A 16920-nucleotide genomic window follows, 5' to 3' on the forward strand; every position below is an offset into this window, starting at 1 on the left:
GAAGAATTCAGCCAGCACGGATGCCGCGCGTCCGCGCACGCTGGCGCAGAAGATTTGGGACGACCATGTGGTGGCCGCCGGCGGGAGCGCCGAGCCCGACCTGATCTACATCGATCTGCACCTGACCCACGAGGTCACCAGTCCACAGGCATTTGAGGGTCTACGCCTGGCCGGCCGCCCAGTGCGCCGACCGGATCTGACGCTTGCCACTGAAGACCACAATGTGCCGACCATCGACATCGACAAGCCGATCGCCGACCCCGTCTCCCGCAACCAGGTCGAGACACTGCGGCGCAATTGCGCCGAATTCGGGATCCGCCTATACCCGATGGGCGATATCGATCAGGGCATCGTGCACGTCGTCGGCCCGCAGCTGGGTCTGACTCAACCGGGAATGACCATCGTGTGTGGTGACAGCCACACCTCTACCCACGGCGCATTCGGCGCATTGGCAATGGGAATCGGGACTTCGGAAGTCGAGCATGTGCTGGCCACCCAGACACTTCCGCTGCGGCCGTTCAAGGCGATGGCCGTCAACGTCGACGGGGAGCTGCCGGCCGGGGTGACAGCCAAGGACATCATCCTTGCGGTGATCGCCAGGATCGGCACCGGCGGCGGCCAAGGCCATGTCATCGAATATCGGGGCAGCGCCATCGAATCGCTCTCGATGGAGGCCCGGATGACGATCTGCAACATGAGTATCGAGGCCGGCGCCCGGGCGGGGATGGTGGCGCCCGATGCGACCACATACGAATTCTTGCAAGGACGCCCGCATTCCCCGACAGGCGCGCAGTGGGATGCGGCGCTGGCCTATTGGGAGCGGCTGGCTACCGACGAAGGCGCCGAGTTTGACACCGAGGTTTATGTGGATGCTGCTTCGTTGACGCCGTTTGTCACCTGGGGCACAAATCCGGGGCAGGGAGTGCCGTTGGGGGCCGCGGTGCCCGACCCCGAGCTGATGACCGATGACCACGAGCGCCAGGCCGCTGAGAAAGCGCTGGCGTACATGGACCTTCGACCCGGGACCCCGATGCGCGACATCGCGGTGGATGCCATTTTCGTCGGGTCCTGTACCAACGGCCGGATCGAGGATTTGCGTGTGGTGGCCGACGTGTTGCGGGGTCGCAAAGTGGCCGACGGGGTGCGGATGCTGGTCGTGCCGGGGTCGATGCGGGTACGGGCGCAGGCCGAAAAAGAAGGGCTGGGCGAAATCTTCACGGCTGCCGGCGCCGAGTGGCGTCAGGCCGGGTGTTCGATGTGTCTTGGGATGAATCCGGACCAGCTGGCGCCGGGGGAGCGGTGTGCGGCAACGTCAAACCGGAACTTCGAAGGACGCCAGGGCAAGGGCGGCCGTACCCACTTGGTGTCGCCTGCCGTTGCCGCCGCCACCGCGGTGCGCGGCAAGCTCTCCGCCCCGGCCGATTTGAACTGACTGAGGGAGAACTGTGATGGACGCTTTTCACACTCACACGGGTATCGGCGTGCCGTTGCGGCGGTCCAATGTCGACACGGATCAGATCATTCCTGCGGTCTATTTGAAGCGAGTGACCCGAACGGGTTTCGAGGATGGATTGTTCGCCGCCTGGCGGACCGATCCCTCTTTTGTGCTCAATCTCAGTCCCTTTAACAGGGGTTCAGTACTGGTCGCCGGCCCCGATTTCGGCACCGGATCCTCTCGCGAGCATGCGGTGTGGGCGCTTATGGACTACGGATTCCGGGTCGTGATCTCGTCCCGGTTCGGCGACATTTTTCGGGGCAATGCCGGGAAGGCGGGGCTGCTGGCTGCCGAAGTTGCCCAAGACGATGTGGAACTGCTCTGGAAGCTCATCGAGGGCAGCCCCGGGTTGGAAATCACTGTCAATCTTCAAGATCGGAATGTGGCCGCAGGAACGGTGGTGGTGCCGTTCAAGATTGACGACTACACCGCCTGGCGTTTGATGGAAGGCCTCGACGACATAGCCCTTACGCTGCGGAAACGTGACCAGATCGACCTTTTCGAGTCGGCGCGGCCGGCCTGGAAACCGCAGACATTGCAGAGTTCCTGACGGCTCCATTTGGCCCGAATTTCGGGCGCCCCAAAGGCGTATTTGACAGGTTCGCCACCGGCCAAGCGCGGCAACCGGATTCCTAAAAAGTTCGCCAGAACCGACTGAAATTGCGCGTGGCTCTTGGAAATCAGGCACCTGAGGGTTTACCGTGTCCTCTAGTCGGTCCAAACGAGGGCCACTAGCTTCGGAGGTTTTGGATGGTCAACAAAGCAGAGCTCATCGATGTGCTCACGGAAAAATTGGGCACCGACCGTCGTCACGCGACCGCTGCCGTCGAGAATTTCGTCGACACCGTTGTGCGCGCGGTGCAGAAAGGTGAGAGCGTCACTATTACCGGCTTCGGTGTGTTCGAACAACGCCGTCGTGCCGCACGCGTGGCCCGTAATCCCCGCACCGGCGAGACGGTAAAGGTAAAGCCAACGTCCGTGCCCGCGTTCCGTCCCGGCGCACAATTCAAAGCGGTTGTCTCTGGCGCGCAGCGCCTCCCAGCGGAAGGACCAGCAGTGAAGCGTGGTGTCGTTGCAGGCCGTGCGGCGAAGAAGGCCGTGGCCCGTAAGGCCGTGAAGAAGGCCGCAGTGAAGAAGGCCGTGAAACGGTCCGCTGCTAAGAAGGCCGTTAGGAAGGCCGCGGTGAAGAAGGCTGTGGCCCGTAAGGCCGTGAAGAAGGCCGCGGTGAAGAAGGCTGTGGCCCGGAAGGCGCCGGCCAAGAAGGCCACGGCCCGTCGCGGCCGCCGGTAGGCACTAACCAGTTCAACACGCAGATTCGCTGCGGGGCCGGCTCCATCGAGACGCCCGCGGCGAATCCGCGTGTTAGGTCGCCACGTTGGCGGCCAGCGCACTGCCGATGTGGTCGGCTGCTATCAGCTGGCCGTCCGCCAGCGACAGCACCCACATGCTGCCCTTGCGGTTGCGCGACTTGTCCGGACGTATCCCGTCGCGTTCAGACCACCACGCGATCAGGTCGGGAATCACCTTGCCTTGCGTGCAGATCACCGGTGTGCGGTGCAAGTCGGCGATCTGCAGAACCCGCCGTCGACCGGGTTTAGCGTTGCCGGCGTAAGCCTCCTCGGTCAGCGACGGCTCATTGCCGATTACCACGCCCAGTTCCGCGGCCAGCGGCTCCACTGTCTGGTGGCAGCGCACGCGGTCAGCGGCGTACACATCGGTGGGGCCGAAGGCCGACAGCTGCCCGACGAGTGCCTCGGCCTGCGCACGGCCCTTCTTGTCCAACGGTCGCATTTTGTCATCACCGGAGAATCGGGACTTGCTGCCCGCGGTGCCGTGCCGGACCACTAGGACGGTCTGGGTGTCTGCCGGGAATTTGGCGAACCGGCGCAAGACCTTTCGATCGTGTGGGTAGGACACTTTCTTGATCGCGTCGGCGGTCGACATCCAGATCAGCTCATCGACTTCCCGACCGGGGGTGAATTCTCCGCCCAGGCTGCGCGCCGCCCAGTAGCGAACCCTCTTGACACCCTGGTCGATCGGATAGCTCACGTTGTGGAGCCGGCGACCGAGTCGTGCACGGTGACCGGTCTCTTCGAAGAGTTCTCGGACCGCGGTTACCGGTTCGGTCTCGCCCGGATTCATTTTGCCCTTGGGTAGCGACCAGTCGTCGTAACGGGGACGATGGATGACTGCCACCTCAACCGACTCGCCGGCGCAGGATCGCCAGAGCACCGCACCGGCGGCCCAAGTGATTTTCCCGCTCACACGCAGGTCATCCGACCAGATCTGAGTCGGCAACGTAACCCTCGCAAGTCAATTCGGACCTTCGCGCCGGATGGACATCGTGGCCATGGTACAGGTGGCCTCAAGCGCTCCTGTGTCGCTCCATCAGCGATACCTGGTGGTCGCGAACCGTGTGGCCCGCGTGCGGCAGTGCGGTCCACTGTCCGTCCGGTCCCAGCTCCCAGCAGCGTGTGGCGGGGTCCAGCGCCGATTCGAAGATGTCGTTGAGCATTGCGGTCAGTCGGGGGTCTTTGACCTGAGCCAGTACTTCGACCCGCCGATCGAGGTTGCGATGCATCATGTCGGCGCTGCCGATCCAGAATTCGTCGATGGCGTGGAAGTCGATGATCCGCGAGTGCTCCAGGAAGCGGCCCAGAATCGAGCGAACCGAAATGTTTTCGGAGAAGCCTTCGACGCCGGGGCGCAGCGCGCAGATTCCGCGCACGACCACCTGAACGCGCACGCCTGCTTGCGATGCGCGATAGAGCGCATCGATGACCTGTTCGTCGACAACCGCGTTCATCTTGAGCCTGATTCGCCCGTTGCCGGTTTCGCGGTGAGCGGCAATCTCCCGCTCGACGCGTTCGATGATGCCCGTGCGAATACCGTGCGGTGCGACCAAAAGGTTGCGGTAGGACAGCTTGCGCGAATAGCCGGTCAGTGAGTTGAACAGGTCGGTCAGGTCGGCACCGATGTCGGGGTCGACGGTCAACAGGCCGATGTCTTCGTAGAGCCGGGCGGTCTTGCTGTTGTAGTTGCCGGTCCCGATATGGCAGTAGCGCCGGATCGCCGGGCCTTCGCGGCGCACCACCAGACAAGTCTTGCAATGCGTTTTGAGTCCGACGAGGCCGTACGCCACATGGACTCCCGCCTGCTCCAGTGCGCGTGCCCACCGGATGTTGGCCTGCTCGTCGAATCGTGCCTTGATTTCGACCAGTGCCACTACTTGCTTGCCGGCCGCGGCGGCTTCGATCAGCGCCCGAACGATCGGTGAATCACCGGATGTGCGATACAGCGTCTGCTTGATCGCGAGCACGTTGGGGTCGGCGGCAGCCTGCTCGATAAATCGTTGCGTGCTCGTAGAAAACGAGTCGTAGGGATGGTGGACCAGCACGTCACCCTCGCGCAGGGTCGCGAAAATGCTCTTCGGCGTTTCCCGGTCGGCGAATGCGGGGTTGGTGGCCGGAACGAACGCGGGATCCTTCAGTGCCGGCCGGTCGACGTCGTAGACCTGCCACAGCGACGAGAGATCAAGCAGCCCCGGCACTTGGATGACGTCGCCGGGATGCACGTCGAGCTCACGCAGCAGCAGCTCCAACATGTGCTCGGTCATGTCGTCGGCCACCTCAAGGCGTACCGGCGATCCGAACCGTCGACGGGCCAGTTCCCGCTCGAGCGCCTGCAGCAGATCCTCGTCGCGATCTTCGTCGACCTCGAAATCGGCGTTGCGGGTGATGCGGAACGCGTGGTGCTCGACGATTTCCAAACCCGGAAACAGCGTCGGCAGGAAGGCCGCGATCAGCTCCTCCATCGGCAAAAAGCGGACTTCTGGCTTGCCGGCTGACTCGTCGGCGCCTTCTCGGCCGCCGAGTTCGACGAAGCGATCGACGTTGTCGGGTACCTTGACCCGAGCGAAGTGCTGACCGCCGTCCTCCGGCTGCTTGACCGTGACCGCCAGGTTCAGGCTCAGGCCGCTGACGAAGGGGAACGGGTGAGCGGGATCGACGGCCAGCGGCGTCAGGACGGGGAAAACCTGCTCGTTGAAGTATGTCGACAGTTGGTCGCGTTCAGCCTGGTCCAGATCGGCCCACGTAACGATGTGAATACCTTCCTCGGCCAGGCCGGGCCGCACCGAGTCGAGGAAGACGCGTGCGTGGCGGGTGGCGATCTGCTGGGTCTGTTCGCCGATGCAACGCAGTTGCTCGCGCGGAGTCAGACCGTCCGCGGAGCGCACCGACAGGCCCATCTCGTCGCGCCGCTTCAGCCCGGCGACGCGAACCATGTAGAACTCGTCGAGGTTGGAGGCGAAGATCGCCAGAAACTTTGCCCGCTCCAGCAACGGCAGGGAGGTGTCGGCGGACAGCGCCAGTACGCGGGCGTTGAAGTCCAGCCAGCTCAGCTCGCGGTTGAGGTAGCGGTGCTCGGGAAGTACGTCCTCTATCAGGGCCGCGGTGGCGGCGGGCGGTGCGGCGGGCGGTGTGCCGTCCGGTCGCCACGCAGGCCCGTCCGGCCCCGCCTCGGCTGAGGTGGTCGTAACTGCTGCGTCGCTGCCCCCCCGGGCTTCGATTTCGGTCACCTTTGCGATCATTCCCCATCATCGGGCGGTGCTGCTACCCACTGGCTGACATCCATTCGCCGTTGAGGAGCCGTTTACCCGTCGTTACGGTTAGCCGCGCGCCCCGGCGCCGACAGCCCGTCCGGTCGCGGGCCCGATCCCGAGGCGGCGTGCGACCGCTAAGTCATCGGGTGTGTCGATATCGCAGCGAAGTCCAGGCCACGCCCCGGTGAGCTCGATCGCGCCCGAACGTCGATGCTGCGCGCAAGAATCCGGCCCGAACCGCGGGTCGAGTGCGGTGTCGAATGCACACAGCGCCGCGGTACCCGTGCCGAGCCGGTCGGCGACGAAACTGCGTTCGTGGTGTCGTGCCGCGGCGATCGCCTCGGCGAGCTCCTGCGTCTGCAATGCCGGTAGATCCCCTTGCAGCACAATGATATTGGACACTGACTGGGCCACCACCCGCTCGGCGGCCGCGATCGCGTTGTTCAGCGGATCGGGGTGGCCTTCTGGTGTGGGATCGGACAGCACCTCAGCGCCGAGTTGGCGCGCGGCGGCTGCCGCGGCGTCGTCGGGCGTGATCACCGTGATGCGGCCTACCGACTTGACCCTTGCCGCGGCGGTGAGCGTGTCCAGAAGCATGGCCAGCACCACGTTCTCCCGCGTCCGCGCGGAAAACACCGGCGCGAGCCTGGTCTTGGCGGCGGCCAGTCGCTTGACCGCGACGATCAAGCCGACATCACCTCCGGCGTCGGCTCGCCTATTCATAGAGCCATCCTGCCAGTGTCGAGGCTCATTCCCCGCTTAGGTCGCTGAGCTACGGTTGAGCGCCGACAACTTGACGAGATGGGACGAAGGCAGACCATGGCCAGCACGACAGCGGTGATGGGCGCCGGCGCGTGGGGTACCGCGCTTGCCAAGTTGCTTGCCGACGCTGGTGGCGAGGTGACGCTGTGGGCGCGGCGATCCGACGTCGCCGCCGAAATCAACGCCGGCCGACTCAACCCCAATTACTTGCCTGGCGTGCAGTTGCCGCCGGGCATTCGGGCCACCGGCGACGCCGACGAGGCGCTCAGCGGGGCGACCACGGTTCTGCTGGCCGTGCCGGCGCAGACGATGCGAACCAATCTCGAACACTGGAAGAGTCTGTTAGCCCAGGGCGCGACCCTGGTCAGCGCGGCCAAGGGCATCGAGTTGGGCACGCTGATGCGGATGAGCCAGGTCATCCTTTCCGTGACCGGTGTCGACGCGTCACAGGTTGCTGTGATATCCGGGCCGAACTTGGCCAGTGAGATCGCCGACGAGCAACCCGCTGCGACCGTCATCGCCTGCAGTGATTCCGGTCGCGCCGTTGCGCTGCAGCGCATGCTCAACACCGGATACTTCCGCCCATACACCAATGCCGACGTGATCGGCACCGAGATCGGCGGCGCATGCAAGAACGTGATCGCGTTGGCCTGCGGAATGGCCGCCGGGGTGGGCCTCGGCGAAAACACCGCGGCGGCGATCGTCACCCGCGGCCTGGCCGAGATCATGCGGTTCGGGATAGCGGTCGGCGCCAAAGGCACAACACTGGCGGGTCTGGCCGGCGTCGGCGATTTGGTGGCCACCTGCACCTCGCCCCGCTCGCGTAACCGCTCCTTCGGCGAATGTCTCGGGCGGGGTCAGACGATGGAGTCGGCGCTGCAGTCCCGCGGCGGCCATGTCGTCGAGGGGGTGACGTCATGCGAGTCGGTGCTGGCGCTGGCCTCGAGTTACGACGTCGAGATGCCACTGACCGACGCCGTGCACCGGGTCTGTCATAAGGGGTTGTCGGTGGACCAGGCGGTGGTTCTGCTGTTAGGACGCAGCACCAAGCCGGAATGAGCCTGGCCGCGGTTAACAGCGGAGCTAACCTCGTGGTAACCAGCACCGAAGCACCCAGACGGTAGCCTCTCTAGGTTGTGAGTTCCCGCTTGCCCACCAAGACGACCGATCGCGGCCGCATCCGCGTCGCCGTCGTGTTCGGCGGACGCAGCAACGAGCACGCCATCTCCTGTGTCTCGGCGGGCAGCATTCTGCGCAATCTTGATCCGGAGCGCTTCGACGTGGTCGCGGTTGGCATCACCCCGGACGGCTCGTGGGTGCTGACCGACGGGGACCCCGACGCGCTGGCGATCACCAATCGGCAGCTGCCGGCAGTGAGCTCCGAATCGGGCACCGAGCTGGCTCTGGCTACCGATCCGCGGCGTGCCGGTCAGTTGGTATCACTGTCGCCCGGTGGGGCGGAGGTGCTGGCATCCGTCGATGTGGTCTTCCCGGTCTTGCACGGACCCTACGGGGAAGACGGCACCATCCAGGGCCTGCTCGAGGTCGCCGGCGTGCCCTACGTCGGCGCCGGGGTGTTGGCCAGTGCGGCGGGGATGGACAAGGAGTTTACTAAGAAGTTGCTTGTCGCCGAAGGACTTCCGGTCGGCGCCTATCAGGTGCTGCGGCCGTCGCAACCGACGCTGGACACCAGGCTGCGCGAACGACTTGGGCTGCCGCTCTTCGTCAAACCCGCACGCGGCGGCTCGTCGATCGGCGTCAGCCGGGTGACCAGCTGGGACGACCTGCCCGCGGCCGTGGCCCATGCACGCCAGCATGACCCGAAGGTAATCGTCGAGGCTGCGGTCGTCGGTCGCGAATTGGAATGCGGCGTGCTCGAACTTCCTGACGGCACAGTGCAAGCCAGCACTGTCGGGGAGATCCGGGTGGCCGGTGTGCGCGGACGGGAAGACTCCTTTTACGACTTCGCGACCAAATACCTCGACGACGCCGCCGAACTCGACGTGCCCGCCAAGGTCGACGACGACGTAAGCGACGCGGTGCGTGATTTGGCGATCCGGGCTTTCAGGGCGATCGACTGCCAGGGCTTGGCCCGGGTCGACTTCTTCCTCACCGATGACGGGCTGATCATCAATGAGGTCAACACGATGCCCGGATTCACCACGATCTCGATGTACCCGCGAATGTGGGCAGCCAGCGGCGTGGATTATCCGACCCTGGTGGCGACCATGGTGGAAACTGCGCTCGCGCGCGGGACGGGTCTGCGTTAATCAGCCGACCGGCGACGGGCTGATCAGCACCGCCGGCATGGTGTGGTCGATCAGGTCGGAGAGTTGCTGGATCGGCGTCGGGCCAGACCCCGACGGCAGGGTGAGTGCCACATAGACCGGTCGGTCGACGGTGTACCAGGTGGATCGATCGCCTCGGCGAGCCTCAAACCACTGCACCCGGTCGACGAGTTGGATCGGCGAACCGACCACGAAGTCTGTCGGGCGGTCGACGCCACACCGCAGCACGACCAGTTCGCTATCCCTCGCGGTTCGCCAGGCGGCGGTGGCGGGTGGTGCGGGCTGCGCGATCGGGGCGCGCTGATAGTCGCCGAGTCGCTGCGGCAGCGCTTCTGACAGCGCCCGGCACGCCGGATCCTGTGCGTGGGGAGCGGGGACGCTCGGGATCGGCACCGGTTGGAGCGGCGGGTGGCGGGTCGCTGCGATCGCGAGGACCATGCCGACGACACCGACCGCCAGCACCAGCGCAGCGATCAGCACCGCCCGCGGCGGACCCTCCGAGTCGGCCATTAAAAGAGATTGCCTCACCTTCTGCTCGGCCTGTCGAGCACGCTTACACTCCCGAAGTCAGCGGACAAGAACCTACCGGAGGTGATGTGGGCAGCGGCGACTCTGATGCCACGCTGGGCGACGTTGGCGAATTCGGCGTGATCGACGGGCTGATTCGGGGCCGGCGCCAGCCGGACGCGGTCGCTCTCGGACCGGGTGACGACGCTGCTGTGGTGGTGGCCGCCGACGGTCGTGTCGTGGCGTCGACGGACATGCTGGTTGAGGGACGGCATTTCCGGCTGGACTGGTCGACGCCGCACGATGTCGGCCGTAAAGCCGTCGCGCAGAACGCCGCCGACATCGAAGCGATGGGCGGACGGGCTACCGCGTTCGTCGTCGGCTTCGGCGCACCTCCCGAGACGCCAACCGCACAGGTGAGGGCCCTGGCAGACGGGATGTGGGAGGAGGCCAGCCGGATTGGCGCCGGCATCGTCGGCGGCGATCTGGTCAGCAGCCCGCAATGGGTGGTGTCGATGACCGTGCTGGGCGATCTGGCCGGTCGGCCGCCGGTGCTGCGGTCGGGGGCGCGAGCCGGCTGCGGGATCGCGGTCGCCGGCGAGCTGGGACACTCTGCTGCGGGATATAACCTGTGGGACAAGGGCATTGAGGGGTTCGACGACCTGCGGCATCGCCACCTCGTCCCGCAACCGCCCTACGGACAGGGCCGCGCGGCCGCCGACGCCGGTGCCCAGGCGATGATCGACATTTCCGACGGTCTGATCGGCGATCTGCGGCACCTGGCCGAGGCGTCCGGGGTGGGCATCGACCTGAGCACCCAAGCGCTCAGCGCCGATCGCGACGCACTGCTGGGCGCCGCCGAAGCCGCCGGGGTCGACGCGTGGACGTGGGTGCTTGCCGGGGGAGAGGACCATGCCCTGGTCGCGGCGTTCGCCGGGCCGGTTCCCGCGGGGTGGCGGGTGATCGGGCGGGTGCTCGACGGGCCGGCGCGGGTGCTCGTCGACGGCGCAGAGTGGCACGGGTACGCGGGCTGGCAGTCCTTTGGTCGTTAGGGTGACGATGCGGGCCGGCCCCCGCAAGCGGGAGGTGCCCCCAGAGCGGCCGGAAAAAAGGCGGGCACTGGGCAGTAGGGTGACCCGGTGACCGTCTACGCAATCGCTCAGTTGCGGTTCACCGACCGCGCCGCCTACGACCGCTACCAGACGCGATTCATGGATGTCTTCCGTCGTCACCGTGGCACGTTGCTGGTTGCCGACGAGTCCCCGCAAGTGGTTGAGGGCCACTGGGATCGGGACAAGGTGGTGCTGATGTCCTTTCCCGACGAGGCGGCATTTCGTCTGTGGTCGGAATCGCCTGACTATCAAGAGATTTCAAAGGATCGCCGCGAAGGCGCTGACAGCGTGGTGCTGTTGGCGAAGGGGCTGGCGTGACCGCCCGGCCGTTGCGTGAACTCGTCGAGGACGGTTGGGCCAATGCGCTGGAGCCCGTCGGCGGCCAGGTGGCCAAGATGGGCCAATTTCTGCGTGAGGAGATCGCAGCAGGCCGAGGCTACCTGCCGGCTGGCCCGAATGTATTACGCGCCTTCACCTTTCCGTTCGACCAGGTGCGGGTGCTGATTGTCGGCCAGGACCCGTATCCGACGCCCGGGCATGCTGTCGGCTTGAGCTTCTCAGTGGCCGCCGGCGTTTGCCCGCTGCCTCGAAGCCTGGAGAACATCTTCGTCGAATATGCCAGTGACTTGGACTATCCGGCGCCGTCCTGCGGCGACCTCACGCCGTGGGCCGAGCGGGGGGTGCTGCTGCTCAACCGCGTGCTCACGGTTCGGCCGGGCAACCCGGCGTCTCACCGCGGCAAAGGCTGGGAGGCCGTGACCGAGTGCGCGATTCGCGCGCTGGTGGATCGCCAGCAGCCGATGGTGGCTATTTTGTGGGGCCGCGACGCCTCAACGCTGAAGCCGATGCTGGCGGGCAGCGATTGCGTTTCGATCGAATCACCGCATCCCTCGCCGCTTTCGGCGTCGCGAGGATTTTTCGGCTCACGTCCATTCAGCCGTGCCAACGAACTGCTTGCTGAAACGGGCGGCGAGCCCATCGACTGGCGGCTGCCGTAATGCGTGTCGCTACGCCCTAGCCGCGGGTGACTCTACCGGCCTTGATGCACGACGTGCAGACGTTGATGCGGTGCTTGTTGCCGCCGGGGCGGGTGGCAACGCGCAGGCTCTGGATGTTGGGATCCCACCGACGGCTGGTCCGGCGATGGGAGTGCGACACCGACTTGCCGAAGCCGGGGCCCTTCCCGCAGATATCGCAGACGGCAGCCATATATAAACTCCTCGAACCTCTGGGGCGAAGGGCTGATTGCCCTGCTCCTCCTCAGGCCGTTTAGGCCTCGATCGTCGCAGCGCGCGACCCTGACGGATGGCCCGGCGACCTGGCCAGAATAGCCGCCGCCGGGCTGAACCGCCAAAACGATCAACACGCCGCGGGCGCCTTTGACCTGTGCTGTCAGGCTCAATAGATAGGCTGGCGCCCACCGATGGCGGCGTGAGGAGGTGGCTTGCAGGTGGGGTCGGGGCAGGTGGGGTCGGAGCTGGCCAGGCCGGACCGCCCATTGGACGCGCCCGCACTGCGCGACTGGGCGCATACCGCCGTTGGCGACCTGATCACCCACATCGACGAGATCAATCGGCTCAACGTCTTCCCGGTCGCCGACTCCGATACCGGCATCAACATGCTGTTCACCATGCGCTCAGCGCTGGCCGAGGCCAACACTGTTGCCAGTTCCAAGGCCGGTCCTGGCGACGTCGCCCGGGCGGCCGCCGCCCTGTCGGCGGGCGCCCTGAACGGTGCGCGCGGCAACTCCGGGGTGATCCTTTCGCAGATTCTGCGCGGTATCGCCGACGTCACCGCCGGCGCGACCGCCGAATCCGATGCCGAACTGGACGTCATCGACGCAGCGCTGCTCGGCGCGGCGTTGCGCCACGGCGTGGATCTGGTTGTCGCCTCGATGGGCGGCCAGGAGGTCCCCGGAACGATCGTCTCGGTGCTGCGGGCGGCCGCGGGTGCCGTCGAGCAAAGCGCCGGGGAGGGGCTGGCCAGGGCGATCACTGTCGCCGGCGACGCCGCGGTGGTCGCGCTGGAAAAGACCCCCGAGCAGCTCGACGTGCTGGGCAAGGCCGGGGTGGTCGACGCCGGTGGGCGAGGTCTGGTGGTCCTTCTGGACGCGTTGCGCTCAACGATCACCGGGCAGGCGCCGAACCGCACGTTGTACGAGCCCTCGCCGCGCCGGCCGGCCGCGGAACCCACCCCGCAACCCCCCGCGCCGCAATTCGAGGTGATGTACCTGCTGGGCGGATGCGACACCGGGGGCGCTGATTTGCTGCGCGAGCGGCTGGATGAGCTAGGTGAGTCGGTGGCCATCGCGACCTCCGGCGTGGTGGGCGGTTACTCGGTCCATGTCCATACCGACGACGCCGGGGCCGCCATCGAAGCGGGTCTGGCGTTCGGCAATCCGCGGCGGATCCAGATCTCGGCGCTGACCGGCGCGGCCAGCGGACTACCGCCCGGCAGCTGGACACGGGAGCGCGCGGTGTTGGCCGTCGTCGATGGTGACGGCGCGGCAGAGTTGTTCGCCGGTGAAGGGGCCTGTGTGCTACGCCCCGGCCCGCACGTCGCCGATCCGACGACGGCCATTAGCGCCCAGCAGCTGTTGCGGGCGGTGGTGGACACCGAAGCCGCGCAGGTCATGGTGTTGCCCAACGGCTACCTGGCCGCCGAAGAGCTGGTGGCCGGCTGCACCGCAGCGATCGGGTGGGGTATCGATGTGGTGCCGCTGCCGACCGGGTCGATGGTGCAGGGGCTGGCGGCGCTCGCCGTACATGAACCCGGCCGGCAAGCCGTCGACGACGGCTTCACGATGGCCCGCGCCGCCGGCGCCGCCAAGCACGGGTCGGTGCGCATCGCCACCGAAACCGCGTTGACCTGGGCCGGCACTTGCGAACCCGGCAACGGGTTGGGCATTGCGGGCGACGAGGTGCTGATTGTCGCCTCGGATGTCGGATCGGCGGCAATCGGCTTGATCGATTTGCTGCTGGCCGCGGGCGGTGAGTTGGTGACGGTGCTGGTCGGTGCCGACCTCGATGGGCATGTCGACGCGGCTGCGGTGAGCGACCGGCTGCAGGCCCACGTGCACGACCGTCACCCGGGCACCGAGCTGATGACCTATCGCACCGGACACCGCGGCGACGCGCTGCTGATCGGGGTCGAGTAGCCATGGCAGCGCTGAGTGACCGCCTGGATTACCTCCTTGGCGCCAAAGCCGCGAACCCGCTCGACGAAGTGTTCGGTATCCGCACCGTCGACGACCTGCTCCGCCACTACCCACGCAGCTATGTCGAGGGCGCAAGCGTGCGCGGTGCGGGCGACGAGCGGCCGGCCGAAGGCGAGCACATCACGCTCGTCGACGAGATCACCGGGGTGGTCGAGCGGCCGATCAGAAATCGCCCGAGGGACAAGATATTGCTCGTCACTCTCGGCTCCGGGCGCAGCAAGGTCACCGCCACGTTTTTCAACCCCCGCTACCTCAAGAAGGGGCTAACCAAGGGCACCAGAGTGATGCTGTCCGGGGAGGTCGGATTCTTCAGGGGCGCAATGCAACTGACGCACCCGGCGTTTCTCATCCTCGACTCCCCGGACGGCAGAAACCACGGCAGCCGATCACTGCGCAACATCGCCGACGCCTCGCGGGCGGTCAGCGGCGAGGTGTTGCAGGAGGCGTTCGAACGTCGCTTCTACCCGATCTATCCGGCCAGCACCAAGCTACAGAGCTGGGACATCTTCAACTGCGTGCGTCAGGTGCTCGAGGTGCTCGACCCGGTGGCCGACCCGCTGCCGAAAGAATTGTGCGCCAAGCACAATCTGGTCTCCGAAGACGAGGCGCTGCGCGCCATCCACCTGGCCGAAAATCCCGCCGAGCGGCAGCGCGCTCGAGAACGGCTGGCCTTCGACGAGGCCGTCGGGCTGCAGTGGGCGCTGGTGAGTCGCCGCCACGGCGAACTGGCCCAGTCCGGGCCGCCGGCGTCACTGCGTTCGGATGGGCTCAAGCAAGAACTCCTGCAGGGCTTGCCATTCGAGCTGACAGCCGGTCAGCAAGAGGTGTTGGAGACGCTTTCTGCTGAAATCGCCTCCACCCGCCCAATGAACCGGTTGCTGCAAGGCGAGGTGGGGTCGGGCAAGACGATCGTAGCGGTGCTGGCGATGCTACAGATGGTCGACGCGGGCTATCAGTGCGCACTGTTGGCGCCGACGGAAGTCCTTGCTGCGCAACATCTCCAGTCGATCAACGACGTGCTCGGGCCGCTGGCGATGGCTGGCCAGCTCGGTGGTGCCGACAACGCTACCCGAGTCGCGCTGCTCACTGGCTCGATGTCAGCGGCTCAGAAAAAACAGGTGCGCGCCGAGGTCACCAGCGGCCAGGTCGGCATCGTGGTAGGCACGCACGCGCTGCTGCAAGATGCGGTCGAGTTCCACCGGCTTGGCATGGTCGTCGTCGACGAGCAGCACCGGTTCGGCGTCGAGCAGCGAGATCAGTTGCGGGCCAAGGCTCCTGCCGGGATCACGCCGCATCTGCTGGTGATGACGGCGACACCTATACCGCGGACGGTGGCGCTCACCGTCTATGGAGACCTGGAGACCTCGACGCTGCGTGAGCTTCCCCGCGGTCGGCAGCCGATCACCACCACCGCCATCTTCGTCAAGGACAAGCCGGCATGGCTGGACCGGGCCTGGCGGCGCATCATCGAGGAGGTCGCCGACGGACGCCAGGTCTACGTGGTAGCGCCGCGAATCGACGAGACCGACAACACCGGCCAGAGCGATAAGGATGCAAGGCCTTCGGCGACAGCTGAAGAGCTGTTCGTCCATCTGCGCGGTGACCAGCTGGCCGGTCTGCGGCTAGGACTTATGCATGGGCGGTTGCCCGCCGACGAGAAGGATGCCGCGATGACGGCGTTTCGCGCCGGCGAGATCGATGTGCTGGTATGCACCACCGTCATTGAGGTCGGCGTTGACGTCCCGAACGCGACCGTGATGCTGGTTATGGACGCCGACCGGTTCGGTATCAGCCAGTTGCACCAGTTGCGTGGCCGCATTGGCCGGGGCACGCACGCGAGCCTATGTCTGCTGGCGAGCTGGGTGCCGCCCGATTCCCGGGCAGGCCGGCGACTGAAAGCCGTCGCCGAGACCCTCGACGGGTTCGCCCTGGCTGACCTGGATCTCAGGGAGCGTCGTGAAGGAGATGTGCTGGGCCGCAGCCAGTCCGGCCGTGCGATCACGCTACAACTGCTGTCGCTGATCGACCACCAGCACATCATCGAGGTGGCCCGGGACTTCTGCGAGCAGGTCTACGACGACGAGACTTCCAATCCCGGATTGGCGCTACTGGCAGCACCATTCACCGGCAGCGAACGCATCGAATACCTGGACAAGTCATGACCGCAGGCGACGATGCAGAGCAAAGCGATGCCGTGGGGGTACCACCCGCTTGCGGGGGAGAGCGGCGCAGATGAACCGCAAGACTCTGCTATGGCTGTCGGCGATCGCGGTGCTCGCGGTGCTGGTCGCCTATCAGGTGGTGAGCACGTCGGCGGGAGACCGCGCCCGGGAGTTCGCGGCGCGAGCCGACGTTCCGACGGTGCAGCCCGGTGTCGACGTGCTGGGCGGAATCATGTTGGTGCCGGCCAGGATCCATCGCTACGACTACCGTCGTGCAGCGTTCGGCGACGCCTGGACCGACGACACCGACGCCCCCGGCGGGCACAACGGATGCGACACCCGCGACGACATTCTCAACCGCGACATGGTCGACAAGACGTATGTGTGGATCAAACGCTGCCCGAACGCCGTCGAAACCGGCACCCTGCACGATCCGTACACCAACGCCACCATCAACTTTCACCGTGGCGCGGGGATCGGGGCATCGGTGGAGATTGACCACATCGTGCCGCTGGCGCTGGCCTGGGATATGGGTGCCTACGACTGGCCGATCGCTCAACGGGTGCGCTTCGCGAACGATCCGGCCAACCTGCTGGCGGTGTCGGGCAAGGCAAACGAGGACAAGGCCGATTCCCAGCCGGCCCTATGGATGCCCCCCAACAAGGCGTTCTGGTGTCAGTACGCCATGCAGTACATTGCCGTGTCGCGTGGTTACGCACTTCCCGTCGACCAGGCTTCGGCGGACGTATTGCGTCAGGCCACCGCCACCTGCCC

Annotated in this window: 15 protein-coding genes and 1 pseudogene; 11 read left to right on the forward strand and 5 right to left on the reverse strand. The window is 66.1% G+C overall.

Annotated elements, in window-relative coordinates:
* The first annotated feature begins 40 nt into the window (after window positions 1-40).
* From leuC to VEI45_RS02115, 3 genes are all read left to right on the forward strand, one after another.
* Complete coding sequence (gene leuC, locus VEI45_RS02105) at window positions 41-1432, forward strand: 3-isopropylmalate dehydratase large subunit (RefSeq protein WP_324849688.1); 1392 nt, start codon at window positions 41-43, stop codon at window positions 1430-1432.
* A 16-nt stretch (window positions 1433-1448) separates the two neighbouring features.
* Window positions 1449-2045 carry a 3-isopropylmalate dehydratase small subunit gene (leuD, locus tag VEI45_RS02110; RefSeq protein ID WP_324849666.1) on the forward strand — a complete coding sequence of 199 codons (597 nt, stop codon included), beginning with the start codon at window positions 1449-1451 and terminating at the stop codon, window positions 2043-2045.
* A 200-nt stretch (window positions 2046-2245) separates the two neighbouring features.
* Window positions 2246-2785 carry an HU family DNA-binding protein gene (locus VEI45_RS02115; protein ID WP_324849668.1) on the forward strand — a complete coding sequence of 180 codons (540 nt, stop codon included), beginning with the start codon at window positions 2246-2248 and terminating at the stop codon, window positions 2783-2785.
* A 72-nt stretch (window positions 2786-2857) separates the two neighbouring features.
* Here the strand turns inward: VEI45_RS02115 and VEI45_RS02120 are convergent, their stop codons facing one another.
* The 3 genes and pseudogenes from VEI45_RS02120 to cofC all read right to left on the reverse strand — a co-directional run bounded on the left by VEI45_RS02120 (window position 2858) and on the right by cofC (window position 6821).
* On the reverse strand, window positions 2858-3793 hold the full coding sequence (locus VEI45_RS02120; protein WP_324849670.1) for a bifunctional NUDIX hydrolase/histidine phosphatase family protein: 936 nt from the start codon (window positions 3791-3793) through the stop codon (window positions 2858-2860).
* 67 nt (window positions 3794-3860) lie between these two features.
* Window positions 3861-6096: pseudogene (locus VEI45_RS02125) on the reverse strand (RNA degradosome polyphosphate kinase).
* Between the two features lie 68 nt (window positions 6097-6164).
* Window positions 6165-6821, reverse strand: a complete 657-nt coding sequence (gene cofC / locus VEI45_RS02130) for a 2-phospho-L-lactate guanylyltransferase (protein WP_324849672.1) — start codon at window positions 6819-6821, stop codon at window positions 6165-6167.
* 96 nt (window positions 6822-6917) lie between these two features.
* Here cofC and VEI45_RS02135 point away from each other — a divergent pair, with 96 nt between their 5' ends.
* Entirely contained in the window at window positions 6918-7919 is a 1002-nt protein-coding gene (locus tag VEI45_RS02135; protein WP_324849690.1) for an NAD(P)H-dependent glycerol-3-phosphate dehydrogenase, read from the forward strand.
* Between the two features lie 89 nt (window positions 7920-8008).
* Entirely contained in the window at window positions 8009-9130 is a 1122-nt protein-coding gene (locus VEI45_RS02140; RefSeq protein ID WP_324849692.1) for a D-alanine--D-alanine ligase family protein, read from the forward strand.
* Here the strand turns inward: VEI45_RS02140 and VEI45_RS02145 are convergent, their stop codons facing one another.
* Window positions 9131-9658 carry a DUF3515 domain-containing protein gene (locus VEI45_RS02145; RefSeq protein ID WP_324849674.1) on the reverse strand — a complete coding sequence of 176 codons (528 nt, stop codon included), beginning with the start codon at window positions 9656-9658 and terminating at the stop codon, window positions 9131-9133. It abuts the gene before it with no gap.
* Between the two features lie 86 nt (window positions 9659-9744).
* On the opposite strand from VEI45_RS02145, the gene VEI45_RS02150 reads away from it, so the two are divergent.
* From VEI45_RS02150 to VEI45_RS02160, 3 genes are all read left to right on the forward strand, one after another.
* Complete coding sequence (locus tag VEI45_RS02150; RefSeq protein ID WP_324849676.1) at window positions 9745-10707, forward strand: thiamine-phosphate kinase; 963 nt, start codon at window positions 9745-9747, stop codon at window positions 10705-10707.
* A gap of 87 nt (window positions 10708-10794) precedes the next feature.
* Entirely contained in the window at window positions 10795-11085 is a 291-nt protein-coding gene (locus VEI45_RS02155) for a DUF1330 domain-containing protein (protein ID WP_324849678.1), read from the forward strand.
* Window positions 11082-11765 (forward strand): uracil-DNA glycosylase, encoded by a 684-nt coding sequence (locus tag VEI45_RS02160; protein WP_324849680.1) that lies wholly within the window; start codon window positions 11082-11084, stop codon window positions 11763-11765. Before VEI45_RS02155 ends, VEI45_RS02160 begins: the two co-directional genes overlap by 4 nt.
* Window positions 11766-11781: 16 nt before the next feature.
* Here VEI45_RS02160 and rpmB read toward each other — a convergent pair whose 3' ends face one another.
* A complete protein-coding gene (gene rpmB, locus VEI45_RS02165; protein ID WP_324849682.1) occupies window positions 11782-11976 on the reverse strand; it encodes a 50S ribosomal protein L28 in 195 nt (64 codons plus the stop codon).
* A gap of 268 nt (window positions 11977-12244) precedes the next feature.
* Between rpmB and VEI45_RS02170 the strand changes: the two genes are divergently transcribed.
* From VEI45_RS02170 to VEI45_RS02180, 3 genes are all read left to right on the forward strand, one after another.
* The gene (locus tag VEI45_RS02170) at window positions 12245-13924 is read left to right on the forward strand and encodes a DAK2 domain-containing protein (RefSeq protein WP_324849694.1); all 1680 of its coding nucleotides are present in this window, start codon (window positions 12245-12247) and stop codon (window positions 13922-13924) included.
* Window positions 13925-13926: 2 nt separating this feature from the next.
* On the forward strand, window positions 13927-16146 hold the full coding sequence (recG, locus tag VEI45_RS02175; RefSeq protein ID WP_324849684.1) for an ATP-dependent DNA helicase RecG: 2220 nt from the start codon (window positions 13927-13929) through the stop codon (window positions 16144-16146).
* A 70-nt stretch (window positions 16147-16216) separates the two neighbouring features.
* The coding region (locus tag VEI45_RS02180) for an HNH endonuclease family protein (protein ID WP_324849686.1) at window positions 16217-16920 on the forward strand (704 nt) is incomplete at its 3' end.

Source organism: Mycobacterium sp. (assembly GCF_035623875.1).
Classification (GTDB): domain Bacteria; phylum Actinomycetota; class Actinomycetes; order Mycobacteriales; family Mycobacteriaceae; genus Mycobacterium.